Source organism: Clostridium sp. UBA871 (genome assembly GCF_002295255.1).
GTDB lineage: Bacteria > Bacillota > Clostridia > Clostridiales > Clostridiaceae > Clostridium_J > Clostridium_J sulfidigenes.
This window is the reverse complement of the sequence record NZ_DBFV01000003.1, coordinates 819,348-839,594: the sequence shown is the minus strand read 5'-3', so window position 1 is coordinate 839,594 and position 20,247 is coordinate 819,348. Positions and strand designations below refer to the sequence as shown.

The 20,247-nt window shown below is 29.5% G+C and carries 17 protein-coding genes; 4 read left to right on the top strand and 13 right to left on the bottom strand.

The window, feature by feature from the left end; genetic code table 11:
- Positions 1–288 precede the first annotated feature (288 nt).
- Entirely contained in the window at positions 289–1,665 is a 1,377-nt protein-coding gene (locus tag B3086_RS05680) for a PhoH family protein (protein WP_035135555.1), read from the bottom strand.
- A gap of 213 nt (positions 1,666–1,878) precedes the next feature.
- Between B3086_RS05680 and B3086_RS05675 the strand changes: the two genes are divergently transcribed.
- Both B3086_RS05675 and B3086_RS05670 read left to right on the top strand, forming a co-directional pair.
- On the top strand, positions 1,879–2,298 hold the full coding sequence (locus tag B3086_RS05675; protein ID WP_035135687.1) for a Fur family transcriptional regulator: 420 nt from the start codon (positions 1,879–1,881) through the stop codon (positions 2,296–2,298).
- A gap of 92 nt (positions 2,299–2,390) precedes the next feature.
- Positions 2,391–3,326 carry a hypothetical protein gene (locus tag B3086_RS05670; RefSeq protein ID WP_346892930.1) on the top strand — a complete coding sequence of 312 codons (936 nt, stop codon included), beginning with the start codon at positions 2,391–2,393 and terminating at the stop codon, positions 3,324–3,326.
- Positions 3,327–3,519: 193 nt separating this feature from the next.
- Here the strand turns inward: B3086_RS05670 and B3086_RS05665 are convergent, their stop codons facing one another.
- The 12 genes from B3086_RS05665 to B3086_RS05610 all read right to left on the bottom strand — a co-directional run bounded on the left by B3086_RS05665 (position 3,520) and on the right by B3086_RS05610 (position 16,513).
- The gene (locus B3086_RS05665; protein WP_346849243.1) at positions 3,520–4,488 is read right to left on the bottom strand and encodes a hypothetical protein; all 969 of its coding nucleotides are present in this window, start codon (positions 4,486–4,488) and stop codon (positions 3,520–3,522) included.
- Positions 4,489–4,668: 180 nt separating this feature from the next.
- Positions 4,669–4,944, bottom strand: coding sequence for a hypothetical protein (locus tag B3086_RS05660; RefSeq protein ID WP_242844149.1), 276 nt, complete (start codon positions 4,942–4,944; stop codon positions 4,669–4,671).
- A 129-nt stretch (positions 4,945–5,073) separates the two neighbouring features.
- The gene (locus B3086_RS05655) at positions 5,074–5,391 is read right to left on the bottom strand and encodes a hypothetical protein (protein ID WP_346849244.1); all 318 of its coding nucleotides are present in this window, start codon (positions 5,389–5,391) and stop codon (positions 5,074–5,076) included.
- A gap of 64 nt (positions 5,392–5,455) precedes the next feature.
- On the bottom strand, positions 5,456–6,061 hold the full coding sequence (locus tag B3086_RS05650) for a hypothetical protein (RefSeq protein WP_346892928.1): 606 nt from the start codon (positions 6,059–6,061) through the stop codon (positions 5,456–5,458).
- A 248-nt stretch (positions 6,062–6,309) separates the two neighbouring features.
- On the bottom strand, positions 6,310–7,041 hold the full coding sequence (locus tag B3086_RS05645; protein WP_346849246.1) for a CPBP family intramembrane glutamic endopeptidase: 732 nt from the start codon (positions 7,039–7,041) through the stop codon (positions 6,310–6,312).
- A gap of 109 nt (positions 7,042–7,150) precedes the next feature.
- Positions 7,151–7,741: a ribosome biogenesis GTP-binding protein YihA/YsxC gene (gene yihA / locus B3086_RS05640; protein WP_150844424.1), complete on the bottom strand. Its 591-nt coding sequence runs from the start codon at positions 7,739–7,741 to the stop codon at positions 7,151–7,153.
- Positions 7,731–10,064: an endopeptidase La gene (gene lon / locus B3086_RS05635; protein WP_346849247.1), complete on the bottom strand. Its 2,334-nt coding sequence runs from the start codon at positions 10,062–10,064 to the stop codon at positions 7,731–7,733. The genes yihA and lon overlap by 11 nt, the downstream gene beginning before the upstream one ends.
- Before the next feature lie 317 nt (positions 10,065–10,381).
- Positions 10,382–12,073: an ATP-dependent protease LonB gene (gene lonB / locus B3086_RS05630; protein WP_346877824.1), complete on the bottom strand. Its 1,692-nt coding sequence runs from the start codon at positions 12,071–12,073 to the stop codon at positions 10,382–10,384.
- Positions 12,074–12,212: 139 nt separating this feature from the next.
- The gene (clpX, locus tag B3086_RS05625) at positions 12,213–13,505 is read right to left on the bottom strand and encodes an ATP-dependent Clp protease ATP-binding subunit ClpX (protein WP_346849249.1); all 1,293 of its coding nucleotides are present in this window, start codon (positions 13,503–13,505) and stop codon (positions 12,213–12,215) included.
- An 18-nt stretch (positions 13,506–13,523) separates the two neighbouring features.
- On the bottom strand, positions 13,524–14,108 hold the full coding sequence (gene clpP / locus B3086_RS05620) for an ATP-dependent Clp endopeptidase proteolytic subunit ClpP (RefSeq protein WP_035135664.1): 585 nt from the start codon (positions 14,106–14,108) through the stop codon (positions 13,524–13,526).
- A gap of 122 nt (positions 14,109–14,230) precedes the next feature.
- Positions 14,231–15,520 (bottom strand): trigger factor, encoded by a 1,290-nt coding sequence (gene tig, locus B3086_RS05615; protein ID WP_346849250.1) that lies wholly within the window; start codon positions 15,518–15,520, stop codon positions 14,231–14,233.
- A gap of 201 nt (positions 15,521–15,721) precedes the next feature.
- The gene (locus B3086_RS05610; RefSeq protein ID WP_346849251.1) at positions 15,722–16,513 is read right to left on the bottom strand and encodes a hypothetical protein; all 792 of its coding nucleotides are present in this window, start codon (positions 16,511–16,513) and stop codon (positions 15,722–15,724) included.
- Between the two features lie 561 nt (positions 16,514–17,074).
- Between B3086_RS05610 and pflB the strand changes: the two genes are divergently transcribed.
- Both pflB and pflA read left to right on the top strand, forming a co-directional pair.
- Positions 17,075–19,306, top strand: a complete 2,232-nt coding sequence (gene pflB, locus B3086_RS05605; RefSeq protein WP_346849252.1) for a formate C-acetyltransferase — start codon at positions 17,075–17,077, stop codon at positions 19,304–19,306.
- A 174-nt stretch (positions 19,307–19,480) separates the two neighbouring features.
- Positions 19,481–20,224, top strand: a complete 744-nt coding sequence (gene pflA, locus B3086_RS05600; protein WP_346892926.1) for a pyruvate formate-lyase-activating protein — start codon at positions 19,481–19,483, stop codon at positions 20,222–20,224.
- Positions 20,225–20,247: the final 23 nt, after the last annotated feature.

Genomic DNA, 20,247 nt, shown 5'->3' with positions numbered 1-20,247 from the left:
AAAATACAAAAGCAACTGAAACCCGCACGGATAAAACAACTAGTTAACTATTTATATATTTAACTGGTTCCATATGTAACATTTTAAATAGGTGCAATTTTAGCTATACTCACTCCATGTATTAATAACTTTTCTTAAATATAATATTGGAGTATTTGTAACATTTATCACTTTAATTAACTACAGAGCGAAAAAAGAACCAATAAATATTATAAAATATTTATCGATTCTTTACTATTATATAAATACTATAAAAATTATTATATCCTAATAAATTTATGATTTATACTACAAACGTTGAGCAGCTTCAAAGGATAGTGGTGATCTTTCACATTCATCATATTTCAAAGTTACTTGGTAACACAATTTACTACCTTTCATTCTTTCAGATGCATAACATAACCCATTAGACCTAGAATCCATAAATGGGTGATCTATTTGGTCTGGATCTCCAATAAGTATAAGTTTTGTTCCAATACCTACCCTAGTGGTAATTGCCTTTACTTGCTTTGGAGAGAGATTTTGAGCCTCATCAATAATTACCCACTGTCTTATTATTGATCTACCTCTTAAATATGCTATGGCTTCAGTGGTTATAATCCTTCTATCAAATAATTCATTTACCTTATCTTGTAACTCTTTTTCATTTTTATATCTTTCTTTTTCATCTGAATCTACTAGAACTTCTAAATTATCAAAAATAGGTCTCATAAATGGAGATATTTTTTGTTCTTCAGTACCTGGTAAAAAACCTATTTCTTCATCCATAGTTACATTAGGTCTACATACTAATATCTTTCTATATTCACCAGTTTCTTCTTCTATAATTTTCTGTAATCCTACTGCTAAAGAAAATAATGTTTTGGCTGTTCCTGCTGGACCTTTTACTATACTTAAAGGAGCCATATTAGATGACGTAAATAGACACTCTAACATGAATCTTTGTCCTACATTTCTAGCACTTAATCCAAGGGGTTTGCTATCCTTATAATGCAAATGTACTATATTTTCTCCATCAAATCTGCCTAATGCACTTTGTTTTTTATTTTCTAAGGAATGCATAACTAAAAATTGATTTGTATAAAGGGTAGGAGTATAATACTCATCATTTTCTTCTTGATAACATACTACGTCATTTTTAGATATAACCTTTTTAGAATAGAATTCTGAAAGCTTATCTTGTGAAACATAGACTTCCATTCTACCAGTATACTGCTCATCTCCAGCTGGAACTACCTTCTCATAAAAATCTTCACTTTTTACATTGACAATATCTGCTTTTATTCTTTCAAAGGTATCCTTTGTAATTAATATAACATCTTCCCCAGCATCTTTTAACGCTTTACATACTTGGAGTATCCTGTTATCAGCTTTATTTCTATCCCAAAACTTTGGAACTTCTGCATTTAAGCAATTAGTCTCTATTCTTAATTTACCACCACCAGGAAGAGGTACTCCTTCATTCAAATTTCCTAACTTTCTTAATCCATCTATAATTCTCGATGCCTGTCTAGCATTTAATCCAAGGTCAGTTTTATTTTTTTTAAAATCATCCAGCTCCTCTAATACCACCTCTGGTATTACTACATCATTATTACCAAAAGATAATAATGCTCCTGATGAATATAATATAACGTTAGTATCTAACACATATGTTTTTTTCAAGTCATTCTCCTCCTCTCTTATACTATAATATATGAGTGACTTCTTATTAATTGAATTAATTTTTTAAATTTATATAAATATTTTATTGTAATTGCTATAATATATTATATAATATAGCTATATTATATAATAATCATTATCCATTCTTTCCCTTTGACAATGGATAATATTTATTATATAATATCTATAATAAATAACTATAGAGGTGATTCAATGGATATTAATTTTACCCAAGTTTTCAAAGAAAAAAAACTGAAACTTACACCTCAGCGTATAGCCGTATACAATTACTTGAAATCAACAAAAGAACATCCATCAGCTGAAACAATTCATAAAGCTTTAAAAGAAGCGTACCCAACTATGAGTTTAGCAACAGTTTATAAAACGCTAAAGGTTTTAGTAGACGTTAATTTAATTCAAGAGATTAATGTTGGAGAAGGCAACTTTAGATATGATGGTTTTGCTGATCCACATCCTCATATACATTGTATAAAATGCTCTAGGGTAGATGATTTAGAAGGTGTTAACTTTGATTTTCTAAATTCTAGTGTAAAAGATAATACAGATTATGAGATTATTTCTAATAAAGTATATTTTTATGGACTATGCCCTATGTGCAAGAAATCAAAATAAGAGATTAGATCATCTAATCTCTTTTTTATTTGTCTAATTTTTAATAATTATTATCTCTCTTTACACATATAATTTATGGAGGGGTGATTATAGTGTATAAGAAAAATAATTTGCATACTAAATTATTTAATATATTCTTATTTGTATTAGCTACTTTATGTTTTTTTAAACTATTTTTTGAAGAAGATAACTTAAAAGGAAAAAATGTTTTCAACTTATCTGAAGAAAACATTGTAATTAATGAAGATTTAAATAATGATAATAAAAAAGACTCCATATTTATTAAAAAATCTGACTCTGACTTATTAGCTCAGGTAAATTTAAATAGTAGTGAAACCTATAGTTTAAACTATGATAAAAACTTGCAGACCCTTGGAGAATATTGCACATATTGGCCTGTAAGGGTTTCTACCTTAGATATTTCTAGAGATAATTCTAAAGAAATATTTATTCAAAGCTCTTTTCATAATAAAGCTGTTCAACATATTTTTTCTTGGAATGGAAATGGCTATGATGACATATTTTGTTCTACTAATAATTTATTAGGATTTATAGATAGTGCTAATAGTAGAACTCCTAAAATTATATCAGGTAATTTTCAAGATAATAATATTAATTTAAAGGGATATTTATATAATAAAGGCTCCCTTAAAGAATTTAATGATAATCTGACTACATCTTTACCAGGCAAGGATACTATAACTAACTTTATATGCCTAATAGAAAGTTTGCCTGACCCTTACTTGTCTGTTCCCAACTATTTTTACTCTCAAATAAGCGGTTCAGATTTAGAGAGTATTTTTAGACTTGCTAATGGATCAAATTATTATAAATTTCAAGATGGTTATTTTACAGATTTAGCTTGGGATAATACAGGAAATATAACCTGTGAAAATTGGATATTAAACTTTAGAGTAATAAGCACATCTGATAGTAAAAAAGTAAGTAATTTAACTATAAATTTAATGATAAATAAATATAATGATAATGATTTTCCATTTAAAATTACCTCTGTTAATATATATTAAGTTATTTTACCTTTTTAATCTTCGCCTCCCATTATTAGAATTATTATATTCAAAAAATAAAAATGGGACCTAATGGTCCCAGGGGGATGGGGGGGCCTCTAAAATTACTTCTAGAGGTTTATGGAGATTTTAACTTCCATTACATTTTTATTATTGACTAAATTATATTTTATATACATCTTTTTTAAATATTTTAATCTTTTTCTAAATTATTATATTCAAAAATTTTTTGTAATAATTTAATCTTATTTGGATCAATGAGTCTAATCAATATATTTATAATCTTATTATACTCTTCCTCCGTTAACCCTTTTTCATCTCTAAATATGTTCTCTTCAATTATATCTGCTTCATCTACTGTAGTAATATTTTCTTCTGAAAACTCATCACTTTTTATAATGTCATTTATGTCTAAATTATTTAAATCTACATTGGAAAAATCTATTCGTGAAAACTCCAAGTTATTCATGTTATTCAATATGGCATTAAAGTCAAGATTAGCTAATATTTCATCTACTGATTCTTTATCTTTTTTTTTTATCTCTGTATACTCTTCAACATTTTCATTATTGACATTATTACCATCACTATAATTATTAGAATTCATATTCTGTAGCAATGTTTTTAATTGTTCTATATCCTCTGGTTTAATCTGAGATAAAATTTGTTCTATAGAACTATGATTATTTACTGAATTATTACCATTGTTTACATTATTAGAAGGTGCTTGTGTATTTCCTCCCCCTAATAAAGAAGATATCATGCTAATTAAATCACCACTATCTCCTGTGTTACCTCCCCCGCCTATGCCTAAATTGCTAAGCAAGTCCAGAATACCGTTAAAGTTTCCGCCCATACCTCCTAACATGCTAGCCAACGGATTATTTCCTCCCATATTATTCATAGGATTATTCATTCCCATTGGATTCATCATGCCCATAGGATTCATTTCCATAGGATTATTCATTCCCATTGGATTGTTCATTCCAGCTGGATTATTCATTCCCATTGCACCTAAGTTAGCAGCCATATTCATTGCATTCATGCCCATATTATTATTCATTGGATTATTACCATTATATCCTCCAAAGTATCCATTATTATTTTGCTCTTGCACATAGTTTTCTTCTCTATCTCTTTTTCTATGCTTATGCTTTCCCATCTACTCACCTCTTTACTTATTATAAAATTTTAAAAAAGCAATCCATGAATAACATGGACTGCTAATTTTCTTACTTTTCTAGAAACCCCCCTATACTGGGCCATGGTTTACATCATTCTTTATCCATTGTTATTTCTACTTTTATAAGCAGTCCTTACTTTTGTTTAAACATCTTATAGTTTAGCAACATTTACAGCAGCATTGTTTTCTGCAGCAACATCCATTATTAAAATTATTATGACCAAATCCAGCATTTCCTCTATTAAATCCAAATCCACCAAATCCACCAGAGCAACATAACCAATATAAGAATATTAAAGTTAATGCATTTCTAGCACTTGAATTACATTCTGTGTCTAGCAAGCACTGATTTTTTAGAATTACGATTAATAGTAGAATTGTACATGGTTGAAAGCCACAACCTGAATTTCCTATATTTCCGCATCCACACATCATAAATTCCTCCTTCTTGTGAAGTGTACTTTCTAATTATCATAGATTAATCACTTAAAACCATTTGTTGATACTTATTAACTTTTTCTCTTGATAATTAATAATCCATTAGTTAGTTTGATATTTATTGTATTATGCACAACAAACTTTTATTCTTTTACATTTACATTTTCTTTCTTTGCATTTACATTTACAGCATTTACACTTGCATTGACATCCACATCTACATGAACATTGGTTTCCACACATTGATCCAAAGTTGCAGTTTCCTAACATATTATTACTTCCACATCCACCATTGAATCCACATAACCAATATAAGAAAAGTAATGTTAATGCATTTTTAGACTTTGATGAGCCATCTAGTAATCCTTGATTTGCAAGAATAACTATTATTAAAAGAATTGTACATGCTTGTGAGTTACATCTATTATTTGAATTTCCACACATTTATTCATTCCTCCAATCTTTATTTATCGTTTTCTTATCTATAGGCTTATCTACTCTTTATTCTTTAGCATGGTTTACATACTTGTTGAGGTGTTCTTCTTATAAGAAAAATTGCTATTATAAGAATTATTTGGCATATATTACATCCGCCAAAGCCACCAAAACCACTATTTCCAAAACAACCAGTATTGCCACTACATTGATTTTGATTGCAACATGGGTCACAACATGGGTTACAACATTGGCATGGGTTGCATGAAGCAGTTTCTATAATATAATGCTTTTGTTTTTTACGATCTTTTCTTACTCCACCACAGCAGCAGCAATATTCTTTGCATTTGCAACAGCACGGCTCACAGCAACAGCATGAGCAATCACATGGATCGCAACAGCAATTATTTCCACCGCATCCACAGTTTCCGCCGAATCCACCGAATCCACAGTTTCCGCCGAATCCACCGAATCCACAGTTTCCTCCGAATCCACCACATCCACAGTTTTCTCCGAATCCTCCGCATCCACGGTTTCCGCCGAATCCACCTCTACAGAAAATTAGTATTATTATTATCCAAATTAGTATTTTTCCACTTCCAAATCCAAAGTTTTGAGAAGGGTTTCCATCTGTACATGCTCCGCCAAACATCTGATATAGATTTGAATAGTCACTCATAGTTTTTATCCTCCTATTATATTTACATTTTTATATCATCATTTGTATAATACACTATATGATTTTGCTTAAGTTTTGACACTGATAATTATATTTTTGAAGTTTTTTTATATATTTAATCTATAGTATTTTTAGTGTGTTTTTCCTAAGCCTCTTTACTACAATATATGTTTTTCCATAAAATCGGTGATAAAAAAGTCATCTCATAATTTTNNAAAATTATGAGATGACTTTTTATTATGTTATTACTATAAAATTATCTTGCTTAGAAGTAATATAACAGTAGAAACTCCATTAACAAATAAGTGGGTAAATACTGAATACCAAAATCCTTCCTTTTCAATTAGATAGCAGTTGAAAAAACTTACTACAAATAACGAAGCAAAAGCACTAATACTAAAATGAATAGATGCAAATAATATACTAACAATAGATGCAGATATTATAAATCCAAACTCACCCTTAAGTCTACTTCTTAAAAACTTACCATAAAATAAGTACCTAAAAACGAATTCTTCAACCACTGGTGCAAAAATAACTGTAAAAGGAATAGTTATTATAAAAGAAACTAAATCATAATTACTTAACATAGTTATAACTTGTTGTTGTTCAATAGGTATTTTGAACAAAAAAAGTAATAAAAGCCAAAATAAACCACACATTATTATAAATCCATAAACTAATAACACATATATCAATGCTTTACCTATTTTAAAATCCCCTAAAGAAAACCTGTATTTTATATAATCATCATTCTTACATTTTGAACTAACCCAATTAACTAAAATAAAAATTATTAAAACAAAAGGTAATATATTATTATAAAGTTCTGGTAATAAGAAATACAATGATATATATCCTATACTCACCATAGTTTTAATTAACTTAGAATTTCTTTTTATTTTCACTGTTCTTAGATAAAATACTAGTGGTAAAATATAAAGCATAAATATAATAAATAAATTTCCTAATATCTTCAAATAAACACCCCTCTTTAATCACATATATACTTATATGTTTAAAAGTAAATCAATATTATTATATCATAAATAAAGGGTCATTGATTTCTCTAATCAATAACCCTTTATTTTATTCAAGTCCTAAGTCTTTAAATATTTCCTCAAGTAATTCTTCTTTTCCTTCCTTTTTTAAAGAAGAGAAGAACAATAATTTATCTTCTTTTCCAAGCTTTAAGGTTTCTTTTATTACCTTAGCACTCCTCTGTAATTCACTTTTAGTTAACTTATCTTTTTTAGTTGCTACAACTATAACTTCATAACCATAATGCTTAATCCACTCATACATCATTATATCATCACCAGTTGGTTTATGCCTACAGTCCACTAAAATAACTACTTTTTTCAATTCTGGCCTATTTATTAAATATTGTTCCATCATTTTTCCCCAAGTAGCCTTCTCGCTTTTTGACACTTTAGCATATCCATATCCAGGTAAATCCACAAAGTATAGCTTATTATTTATAGTAAAGAAATTTATAAGTCTTGTTTTGCCAGGTGTACCACTTACCTTTACTAACTTTCTTCTGTTTGTTAAAGTATTAATAAGTGAAGACTTTCCTACATTAGATCTACCAACAAAGGCAATTTCACACATTCCATCTTCTGGATATTGGGTGGGCTTTACAGCCGAAGTTTTAAATTCCGCTTGTTTAATTTCCATTTTTATCTTCTCCAACTAGTGCATTCTTCAATACATCTTCAATTTTTTCTACTGGTATAAACTTTATTTTATTTTTTATAACTTTTGGTATATCCTTTAAGTCTTTTTCATTAGCTTTAGGAATAATTATAGTTTTTATTCCCATTCTGTAAGCAGCTAGACTTTTTTCTTTTAGTCCCCCTATAGGTAATACTCTACCAGTTAAAGTAACTTCTCCTGTCATAGCTACTGAATATTTTATTTTTCTGTTACTTAAAGCAGAAACCATAGCTGTAACCATAGTAACTCCAGCGGATGGACCATCCTTTGGAATAGCTCCTTCTGGTATATGAATGTGTATATCTTTATTTTTATAAAATTCTTTATCTATAACATGCATGTCACAATGAGCCCTTACATAACTGTACCCTGCCTTAGCTGATTCCTTCATTACATCTCCTAGTTGACCTGTAAGTTGAAGCTTACCATCACCATCCATTACTGCTACTTCAACGGGAAGCGTATCACCACCATATCCAGTCCATGCAAGACCTGTGACTACTCCAATTTTATCTTCTTTATCTAAATCATCATAGCTATATAATTCAGAACCTAGATACTTCTTAACAGTTAAAGAATTTATAGTTATTTTTTTCTTATTACTTTCCATTATTTCTGTTATAGATTTTCTTATTACTGAAGCTATCTTTCTTTCTAGATTTCTAACTCCTGATTCTCTTGTATATCTATCTATTATAGTTCTTAAAGCACTTTCATTAACTATAATCTGACCATCTTCCACAGAATATTCCTTCATAACTTTAGGTACTAAATATTTCTTTGCTATTTCATATTTTTCCTCTGTAGTATAGCCTGAAACCTCTATTACTTCCATTCTATCTAATAGTGGTCTAGATATAGTATCTAAAGTATTTGCTGTAGTTATAAATAATACCTTTGACAAATCAAACTCTACATCTATATAATGATCCCTAAAGGTCTTATTCTGTTCTGAATCTAGCACCTCAAGAAGAGCATCTTCTACATTTCCTTTATAATCCTTTGATACTTTATCTATTTCATCTAAAAGGCATACTGGATTTTTGTAACCAACTTCCTTTAATGCAGATACAATTCGTCCTGGAATTGCTCCTACATACGTTTTTCTGTGGCCTCGAATTTCAGCCTCATCTTTTACTCCACCTAAACTCATTCTTACAAATTTTCGTCCTAGTGAATTAGCCACTGATTTTGCAATAGATGTTTTACCAACCCCTGGAGGTCCAACTAAGCATACTATAGGTGACTTTAATGATTTACTCATTTTTCTAACTGCTAAATATTCTATAATTCTTTCTTTTACGTCTTCTAGTCCGTAATGTTCCTCATCTAAAACTTTTCTAGCATTAGTTAAGTCTAAATTATCTTTTGTTAGCTTATTCCATGGCATACCTAAAATAGTGTCTAAATAAGTTTTTATAACTGATCCCTCTTGGGATGAAGGCCCAATATTTTTAAGTCTATTAATTTCAAATTCTATCTTAGTTTTAACATCTTTAGGTAATTTAATTTGCCCTAATTTTTTTTCATAATTAGCTATTTCTCTTCCAAACTCATCTTCTTCTCCTAGCTCTTCTTGAATTACCTTAAGTTGTTCTCTAAGATAATACTCCTTTTGAGATGCACTTACTCTAGCTTTAACCTTATTACTTATAAGCTTCTCTACTTTTACAACTTCAATCTCTTTTTTAAGAATAACTAATAATTTTTCCATTCTTTCTTTTATTGAAATAATTTCTAATAACTCCTGCTTTACATCAGCCTTTACCGGTAGAAATGCACTTATTACATCGCAGTATACACTATTATCTTCTTCTGCTTCTAATTCCACTATTAAATCTTTAAATTCTTCACCTGCTAATTCTAAGTAATTAATAAACATATCATTTAGTGAGTTTTTATATCCTTCAGATTCTGTTTTATCTTCTATATCCAACTCTTCAACAGCTTCAACCTCTGCACTTATACAATCATCTTCATCTAAATATTTTACAAGCTTAGCCCTATATTCTCCCTCTACTAATACTCGCAAGTGATTCCCCGGCAACTTCATAAATTGCTTTATTGTACATACACATCCAACATTATATATATCTTTTTCAGTTGGATTTTCAGTAGTTGCTTCTCTTTGACTTATTATAAATATCTTCTGATCTTCATCCATGGCTCTATTAATTGCTTCTATAGATTTCTTTCTACCTATATCAAAGTTTAAAGCCATATGTGGAAAGATACTTAATCCCCTAAGGGGAATTAATGGAAGTTTCATTATTTGATTCTCCATAACATCTCCTCATTTCTATCTAATCTATTATTTAATCTTACTTAATTTCATATTATAAAATCTTATCTAGTTTACTCAAACTAATAATTCAACCTAAAGTATTTATACAGGAATCTTTCAGGGCAGAGCAGTATTTTCTTTTTTATTGTAAAGTATAACGTTTAAAAGAAAATCCTACTTTAATAAAACATCTAAATGATATGTGTTTATTGTATTAATTATAATTAGACTAGTATATTATACCTATAAAAATATAATTTTTCAATTAAATAATCCCTATAAAAGTTTTATCCATTGAACTTCTATAGGGATTAGCTTTAAGCATCTAATTGTGGTAACATATTCAATTCAAACCCTTGATCTTTTTTTTCTACGCTTATATGAAGAATTTGTTCTTTTATTATTGCTTCATCTATTACTTCCTTTATAGTATTTACCGGTATTACTTTTATATCTTTATAATCTTTATATACCTCTTGCCAATTTTCTTTTGGAATTAAAACCTTTTTTGCACCAGCTTTTATAGCACCAGTAATCTTAGCTGTAACACCACCAACTGGCTTTACTTCACCATGAATAGATATTTCTCCTGTCATAGCTATATTATTATCTACACTCCTACCTGTTATTGCACTATAAATTGCAGTAGTCATACTTATTCCAGCAGAAGGACCATCTACAGGTATTCCCCCAGGAAAATTAACATGTATATCGTATTTTTTTGTATCTATGTTGTACATTCTCTCCAACACTGTAATTACATTATCAATAGAATTTCTTGCTGTGCTTTTTCGTTTTAATTTTCTACCCTTATCTCCTAATTCCTCTTCCTCAACAATACCTGTTATTTTTACTATTCCTTCTCTATCTCTTGCCTTTGTTGCTGTCGCCTCTATTTCCATTACAGATCCAACATTTGAACCATATACCGCAAGGCCATTTACATAACCAACCTTTGGTTTCGCACATATCTTTTTATTAGGCTTTGGTGAGTATTGTCCGTTCTCAATAACCCATTGTATTTCATTTATACTAACAGTATTTCTATTTTCATTAATTACAATTCCACAAGCTAATTGAACCAAATTTACAGCATCACGGCCATTATTAGCAAATATCCCAACCAGTTTTGCTGCTTCTTCGTCTATTGATATTCCAATTTTTTCTGCTGCATTCTTTGCAATTATTTCTATTTCATCTCCATCTAGAGCTCTAAAAAATATTTCTACACATCTAGACCTAATAGCTGGAACAATTTCTTCTGGACTTCTAGTTGTTGCACCTATTAATCTAAAGTCAGCAGGCAATCCTTCTTCAAATATCTCTTTAATATAAGATGGCATATTAGGATCTTCACTATTATAATATGCACTATCTAAAAATACTTTTCTATCTTCTAAAACTTTCAATAACTTATTCATTTCTATAGGATGTAATTCACCTATCTCATCAATAAATAGGACTCCTCCATGTGCTTTTGTAACTGCTCCAGGTTTTGGTTGTGGTACTCCTATAACACCTAATGGACCCGCCCCCTGATATATTGGATCATGAACTGATCCTATTAATGGATCCGCTATTCCTCTTTCATCAAATCTTATAGTTGTAGCATCAATTTCTACAAAAGAAGAAGCTGCCTTAAATGGTGAAGCTGGAATTAGTTTTGCCTCTTCTAATACAAGTCTTGCTGCTGCTGTTTTTCCTATTCCTGGAGGTCCATATATTATAACATGTTGAGGATTTGGACCACATATGGCTGCTTTTAAAGCCTTAATACCCTTTTCTTGACCAATTATATTTTCAAAATTTCTAGGTCTACTCTTTTCTGTTAAAGGCTCAGTCAAACATATACTTTTTAACTTTCTCAGCTTTTCAATTTCTTTAGTGTTCTCTTTATTAATTGTAATCTTAGATGATTTTTGTCCCTTTAATGCATTAAAGAAGTAAATTCCCATTACTATTGTAACTAATAGTTGTATTAGCATAATCAAAATCGCTACTGGTTCCATATCAATATTAGCCTACTTTATAAGCAAACTAATCTTCCCTCCCTTTACTAATTATTTAAGTCACAATAGTATTATTCACAATATATTGGATTAATATTCTATAACAAGAAAAAACTGCTGAATTTCAGCAGTTTTTATATTATGCAAGTTCAGGTGTTCTCTTTACACCCTTTTTACTATCTATTTTTAAAGGTTCTCTCTTTCCATTGTCTGCAATGATATATTCAGGAATCTTTGTATTTAAAGTTTCTTCATGAATTATAACTTTTTCTATTTCTTCACGTGAAGGAATCTCATACATTATTTCCTGCATTATATCTTCTATTATTGCTCTTAATCCCCTTGCTCCTGTGCTTCTCTTTATTGCTTCTTTAGCTATAGCTATAAGAGCATTTTCATCGAATTCAAGTCTAACATCATCAATTTCTAATAACTTTTGATACTGCTTCACTAATGCATTTTTAGGTTCACTTAATATTTTTACAAGAGCATCTTCATCTAAATTATCTAAAGTTACTATTACAGGAATTCTTCCTACAAACTCTGGAATTAATCCAAACTTCAGTAAATCACCAGGCATTATTTGCTTAAATAATTCTCCTAAGTCTTGTTTTTCCTTAGAAACCACTTCTGCACCAAATCCCATGGCTGATTTTTGAGTTCTCTTTGTTATAATTTTTTCTAACCCATCAAAAGCTCCACCACAAATAAATAATATATTAGATGTATTTATTTGGATAAACTCTTGATGTGGATGTTTTCTTCCTCCTTGTGGTGGTACTGAAGATACAGTTCCCTCAAGAATTTTAAGTAAAGCTTGCTGAACCCCTTCACCAGAAACATCTCTAGTTATAGATGGATTTTCGGACTTACGTGCAATCTTATCAATTTCGTCGATATATATAATGCCTCTTTCAGCTCTTTCTATATCATAATCAGAGTTTTGAATTAATTTTAATAATATATTTTCTACGTCCTCACCTACATATCCAGCTTCTGTAAGTGTTGTAGCATCTGCTATTGCAAAAGGTACATTTAACATTTTTGCTAGTGTTTGAGCTAATAAAGTTTTACCTGAACCAGTTGGTCCTAAAATAAGTATATTACTTTTTTGTAGTTCTATATCATTATCCATAACATTAGAATTTATTCTTTTATAATGATTATACACTGCTACAGACAAAGCCTTTTTAGCATCATCTTGCCCTACCACATATTGATCTAAATACTTTCTAATTTCTTTAGGTTTAGGTAATGTGCCCATGTCAATTTGGACATCCTCTTCTCTTTCGTCTACTATGATTTCAGAACAAAGCTCGATGCATTCATCACAAATATATACACCTGGACCTGCAATAAGTCTTCTTACTTGCTCTTCACTTTTTCCACAAAAAGAACATTTAAATTTTTTCTTTTCTTCATTTCTTGGCATGTTGACACCCCTTTAAAGCTATTTCTTTTTAACAATTACTTCATCTACTAATCCATATTCCTTAGCTTCATCCGCGGACATAAAATAATCTCTTTCAACATCTTGTTTTATTTTATCTAAAGGCTTGCCTGTTCTTTCACTTAATATTTCATTAAGAGTTTCTTTTATCTTTAATATTCTTTTAGCATGAATATCAATGTCAGTTGCTTGACCTTTAAATCCACCTAACGGCTGATGTATCATTATCTCACTGTTAGGAAGCGCATATCTTTTTCCCTTTTGTCCTGCTGCAAGTAGAAAAGCTCCCATAGATGCAGCCATTCCTACACAAATTGTAGAAACCTCTGGCTTTATATAGTTCATCGTATCATAAATTGCCATTCCAGAAGTTATTGAACCACCAGGGCTATTTATATATAGATATATATCCTTATCTGGATCCTCTGACTCTAAAAATAAAAGTTGTGCTACAATTAAACTAGCAGTAACATCATTTACTTCATCAGATAAAAAAATAATTCTTTCTTTTAATAATCTAGAATATATATCATAAGATCGCTCGCCCTTACCAGTTTGCTCTACAACCATTGGTATATAACTCATAATTACAACCTCCTTACTATTGTAAATATATTAGAATATTTACTATTATATCCTCATTAAAATTATTTTAACCTATTTTATTTAAAATAATTGCCAGTATATACTGGCAATTATTAATTAACTTAAATAGTTTTGCTATTTTCCATTATCATGTTCTTAATTTTTTCATTTACTATTTGAGTTCCAAGGTATTCTCTTTGAACTTGAACTAATCTATCAACAGTTTCTTCCATTTTCTCAGCTTCACCATACTTACTAGCAATCTCTGTAGCTTTTTCTCTTATCTCATCTTCTGATGCTTCAATTTTCTCAGCTTTAGCAATTTCACCTAATACTAATTCATTTTTAACATTTTTAGTTGCTATATCTTTCATTTGTTCTCTAAAGTCAGCTTCTGAAGTATTTGTAAACTTGAAGTAACTTTCTATATCTAAACCTTGATACTTTAATCTATTTTCTAAATCTTGTAGCATTCCATCTAATTCTCTATTTACCATAGCATCTGGAATTTCCACATTAGCATTAGCTACTACAGTTTCTATAACAGCCATTTCATATTCATTTATTGCTTTCAACTCGTTAGCTTTTACTAATTCTTCTCTTATATTGTTTCTAAGTTCCTCTAAAGTTTCAAATTCTGAAACCTCACTAGCAAATTCATCAGTTATTTCTGGTAATTCTTTTTTCTTAACTGATTTAACTGTTACCTCAAATTTAGCTGGTTTTCCATTTAAATCTTCTTTTCCATATTGTTCTGGGAAATTAACCTTTACGTCTTTAGACTCTCCAGCTGTTAATCCAATTAATTGATCTTCAAAGTTATCAATAAAGCTACCTGAACCAATTTCTAATTCGTAATCTTTAGCTTCTCCGCCTTCAAAAGCAACTTCATCTACATAACCTTTGAAGTCTATAACAGCTATATCACCTTTTTCAACAGCTCCCTCTTTAACTTCTACTCTTGTATTTTGAGCTTGTAATTCTTTTAATTTATTTTCTACATCCTCATCTGTAACTTCTACTACTTCTTTCTTTGCTTCTATTCCTTTATAAGCACCTAATTCAACTTCTGGTACTACTGGTACTGACGCAGTATATATAAATTCCTTACCTTCACCAATTTGAACAATATCAATTGATGGATAATCTACTGGATTTATATTATTTTCTGCTAATACTTCTGGATAAGTAGTTTCATATATGTAGTTTATAGCATCCTCATATAATGCACCTTCACCATAGTATTGTTTAATTATATTCATTGGAGCCTTACCTTTTCTAAATCCAGGCACATTGAATTTTTTCGCATTTTTTGCATAAGATTTTTTAACAGCTTCTGCAAATTTATCTGCTCCTATTGTTACTTCAAATTTAACAACGTTTTTTTCTAGCTTCTCCATTTTAACGTTCATTATTTCTTCCTCCTAATATTCCCAACTCTGTATTTCTTAAAATTATAACATAAATTTAGTAAAGTAAATAGTACATTTAATTATTTAACTGTTAGTCAGATACATCATCATTCTCTAAATTTATGATAATAAATTAAATATTACCTAATAAATTATACAATAATACTATTATTATGTACAATACTTTTTCCCATGATATATTTATTCAACTATTTTACCATCTTTATCCACAACTATTTCCTTATTGTCTAAAGATATAGTAAGACCCTTATCTGTTATTTGTCCCACTTCAAAAGTTTTTCCTTTTACATTATAAAATCCTCTATGGGTATTACTCTCCATATTATATATCCACAAATACTTATCATCACTGTTATTTATCCAAGGCAAGCTACTAGAATATGCAATATGTGTATTGTCAATAAATTGTGCACTTTCAACCCATTTATAAGAAGGATTATATTTTAATACGTTTTCCTTGTTAAATACTTCATTAGTAGTTGATACGTACTGTTCATTGGTAATATTTATTAGTTTCTCGTTACTATTTAAAATATACATATCTTGAGCTTCTTTGTCTAAAATTAAAATCATTTCTTGTGATGGGGCTATACTACATTTAACTTGTGAATCTGAATCAATTGTGTTGATTTTCTTAACTTGATCTTTTTCTTCATAATTAATAGTAACTTTTTTTCCTGATTTAAGAACTACATCTGAATAGGTTTTAGTAGACTTTTCCTCTACAACACTTTCCTCTTCAGAATTTTCTTCAGTTTTATTCTTATTTTCTTCTGATTTATAGTTATTTTCCTCTGTACTTTCTTTAATAAAAAAATTTTTTATAGCCACTATTCCTTCTCTATTAGTAAAAACTAATCCAGTTATCCCAATAACCATTATTATAATTAAAAATATAATCATATATTTTATACGCCTCAGCTTTAACTGTCTGCGATAATCCTTACTAAACATACTTGGCTTTTTCCTCACAGCTTTTACCTCCATAGTTAACTTTATTATTTCACTATACATTTTGATTAATAATTATATTCTCATAACTTATTATAACTCAACTTATTATAAATTAACATTTTTTTATACCAAATCAATTTAAATTTACAATTAATTTATTTAATTATATTAACCAACTTTATTTTTTGTTTTATGTTTCCATTTATTATTGCTTTATTACTTTAATATATGAAATTGCATTTTACAACAAATTAACTTCTCTCTGTTTCAAAATTTCATTTAAACTGTTATATTCATCTTCAAATTAACCTTTAATGAAAATTGTTAAATGTCTTCTTGCAATTATTTTTTTCACTAAATTTCGCAAATTTAATCCTTTACTTGTTTGAATTTTCTGAATTTTTAATCTTTTATCCCTATTAAAAAAACTGTTGTTTTTCATCTGTTATAGTTGTACAATTATAACAGATGGAGATAAAATTAAATTTAAATTTAAATTATTATTTAATAATTTTAGTACATAAAACAAATGTTTTATACTTTAATTTTATTAAAAATTATTTTTTAGGAGGATTATATATGTTTACTCAATGGAATGGCTTTAAGGGCAAAACTTGGAAAAAGGAAGTTAATGTAAGAGACTTCATTCAAACTAACTATACTCCATATGAAGGTGATGCATCATTTTTAACAGATGCTACAGAAGCTACAAACAAATTGTGGAATGAAGTAAGCGAATTATTTAAAAAAGAAATAGAAAACGGTGGCGTTTTAGATGTTGATACTAAAACCATATCTAAGATAGATGCATATAACCCAGGGTATATAGATAAGAATCTTGAAAAAATTGTTGGTGTTCAAACTGACGCTCCACTTAAAAGAGCTGTTATGCCTCAAGGTGGAATAAGAATGGCTGAAACCGCAGCTAAATCTTATGGATACGAAATTGACCCTTTGATTTCTGAAATATTCTCAAAACATCGTAAAACTCATAATCAAGGAGTTTTTGATGCTTATACAGATGAAATGAAATTAGCTAGAAAGTATGGTATAGTAACAGGTTTACCAGATGCTTATGGAAGAGGTAGAATCATAGGTGACTATAGAAGAGTTGCTTTATATGGTATAGATAGATTAATAGAAGATAAAATTCAACAAAAGAAAAGTTTAGAAGTTAGCACTATAGATGCTGATGTTATTCAATTAAGAGAAGAATTATCTGATCAGATAGTGGCTCTTAACGAGTTAAAAGCAATGGCAGCTAGTTATGGATTTGATATATCAGTTCCTGCTAAAAATGCTCAAGAAGCTATTCAATGGTTATATTTTGGGTATCTTGGTGCAATAAAACAACAAAATGGTGCTGCTATGTCTCTTGGTAGAACTTCTACTTTCATTGATATATATATTCAAAGAGATATCGATAATGGCATTCTTACTGAAGAAGATGCTCAAGAAATGGTAGATCACTTTGTAATGAAGTTAAGATTAGTAAAGTTTTTAAGAACTTCTGATTATAACAACCTATTCTCCGGAGATCCAACTTGGGTTACTGAAGTAATAGGTGGTATGGGATTAGATGGAAGAACATTAGTAACTAAAAACTCTTTCAGAATGCTTAATACATTATATACATTAGGAGCATCACCTGAGCCAAACTTAACTGTACTATGGTCAACAAGATTACCTCAAGGATTTAAAGATTTCTGTTCAAAAGTATCTATTGATACAAGCTCTGTTCAGTATGAAAATGACGATTTAATGACAACTTATTGGGGTGATGACTACGCTATAGCTTGTTGTGTATCAGCTATGAAAGTTGGTAAACAAATGCAATTCTTTGGAGCTAGAGTAAACTTAGCTAAGACTTTATTATACACTATAAATGGTGGTGTAGATGAAAAATCTGGAGTACAAGTTGCTCCTAAGATGGAAAAAATCACTTCTGAATACTTAAGCTATGATGAAGTTATAGAAAAATTCGATGTTATGGTAGAATGGTTAGCTAAACTTTATGTTAACACATTGAATGTTATTCACTATATGCATGATAAATACTCTTATGAATCTTTACAAATGGCTTTACATGATAGAGATGTATTTAGAACAATGGCATGTGGTATAGCTGGACTTTCAGTATGTGCAGACTCTTTATCTGCAATTAAATATGCTAAAGTTAAGCCTATTAGAAATGAACAAGGAATAGCAGTAGACTTCGAAATCCAAGGTGACTTCCCTAAATACGGAAATGATGATGATAGAGTTGATGATATCGCAGTATACTTAGTTGAAACTATGATGAATAAGGTTAAAAAGAACAAAACATACAGAAATGCATATCACACTCAATCAGTGCTTACTATAACTTCAAACGTAGTTTATGGTAAAAAAACTGGTTCAACACCTTGCGGACGAAAAGCTGGTGAGCCATTTGCTCCTGGTGCTAATCCTATGCACGGAAGAGATAGTAGCGGTTCTTTAGCATCTCTAAACTCTGTAGCTAAATTACCATATGAATATTCTCAAGATGGTATTTCTAATACTTTCTCAATTATTCCAGATGCTTTAGGAAAATGCTCTGAAAACAGAATATCAAACTTAAGTAACTTATTAGATGGATACTTCGGACAAAATGCTCATCACTTAAATGTAAATGTATTTAATAGAGAAACTTTATTAGATGCTATGGATCATCCAGAAAAATATCCTCAGTTGACTGTAAGAGTTTCTGGATATGCTGTTAACTTTATTAAACTAACAAGAGAACAACAATTAGATGTTGTTAACAGAACTTTCCACGCATCAATGTAATCTGAATAAAAAGAATTGATTATAACAACATAGTAGAGATGTCTTAGTTAGATATCTCTACTATATTTAGTATTTTTAAAGAAACTTAAATTAATTTTATAGAGAAATTATAGAATTTATTTTTTGTATAAAGTTAATTATGTTATTTAGTTTAAATTGCAAGGAGGCTTTATAATGAAAACTGGTAGAATTCACTCAATAGAAAGCATGGGCCTAGTTGATGGTCCTGGTATAAGAACTGTAGTATTTTTTCAAGGATGCAAATTAAGGTGTGCTTATTGCCACAATCCAGATACTTGGAACTTAAAAGATGGTAAGGAAGTCACTTCTGAAGAAATTATAAATAAAATCATAAGATTTAAACCATATTTTCAACCTTCTGGAGGTGGTATAACATTCTCTGGTGGAGACCCTCTTGTTCAACCTGAATTTTTATTAGAATTATTAAAAAAATGCAAAGAATTAGGTATTCATACAGCTATTGATACCGCTGGCTATGGACATGGTGACTATGATGAAATATTAAAGTATACTGATCTAGTTTTATTAGATGTAAAACATATTAATAGTGATGGATATGTAACTCTTACTGGTAGGGATACACGAGATGTTAACTTATTCTTGTCAGCTCTTAGAAAATCTAAAGCTCGTGTATGGGTTAGGCATGTGGTAGTTCCTGCTTATACAGATACTTTAGAGCATATGGATAAAATAGCTAGTATAATAAATGAAGAAATTCCTAATGTAGATAAAATAGAATTATTACCTTATCATCTTTTAGGTGTAAATAAGTATGAGAGTTTAAGTATAGACTATAGGCTAGATGGTGTAAATCAAATGGATAAAGAAACTTGTAGTCAACTTCAAGATTATTTAATATCTAAAGTTCAACAGATTAAAAGGAGTAAAATTTCTTAACCTGTTAATGCTTTTACATTTTT

Bases quoted from the DNA above. Each gene is read 5' to 3' on its own strand.
- B3086_RS05675 (WP_035135687.1), top strand. From the start codon at position 1,879: ATGGATATTAATTTTACCCAAGTTTTCAAAGAAAAAAAACTGAAACTT.
- B3086_RS05665 (WP_346849243.1), bottom strand. From the start codon at position 4,488: ATGGGAAAGCATAAGCATAGAAAAAGAGATAGAGAAGAAAACTATGTG.
- B3086_RS05660 (WP_242844149.1), bottom strand. From the start codon at position 4,944: ATGATGTGTGGATGCGGAAATATAGGAAATTCAGGTTGTGGCTTTCAA.
- B3086_RS05655 (WP_346849244.1), bottom strand. From the start codon at position 5,391: ATGTGTGGAAATTCAAATAATAGATGTAACTCACAAGCATGTACAATT.
- B3086_RS05650 (WP_346892928.1), bottom strand. From the start codon at position 6,061: ATGAGTGACTATTCAAATCTATATCAGATGTTTGGCGGAGCATGTACA.
- yihA (WP_150844424.1), bottom strand. From the start codon at position 7,741: ATGGAAATTAAACAAGCGGAATTTAAAACTTCGGCTGTAAAGCCCACC.
- lon (WP_346849247.1), bottom strand. From the start codon at position 10,064: ATGGAGAATCAAATAATGAAACTTCCATTAATTCCCCTTAGGGGATTA.
- lonB (WP_346877824.1), bottom strand. From the start codon at position 12,073: ATGGAACCAGTAGCGATTTTGATTATGCTAATACAACTATTAGTTACA.
- clpX (WP_346849249.1), bottom strand. From the start codon at position 13,505: ATGCCAAGAAATGAAGAAAAGAAAAAATTTAAATGTTCTTTTTGTGGA.
- clpP (WP_035135664.1), bottom strand. From the start codon at position 14,108: ATGAGTTATATACCAATGGTTGTAGAGCAAACTGGTAAGGGCGAGCGA.
- tig (WP_346849250.1), bottom strand. From the start codon at position 15,520: ATGAACGTTAAAATGGAGAAGCTAGAAAAAAACGTTGTTAAATTTGAA.
- pflB (WP_346849252.1), top strand. From the start codon at position 17,075: ATGTTTACTCAATGGAATGGCTTTAAGGGCAAAACTTGGAAAAAGGAA.
- pflA (WP_346892926.1), top strand. From the start codon at position 19,481: ATGAAAACTGGTAGAATTCACTCAATAGAAAGCATGGGCCTAGTTGAT.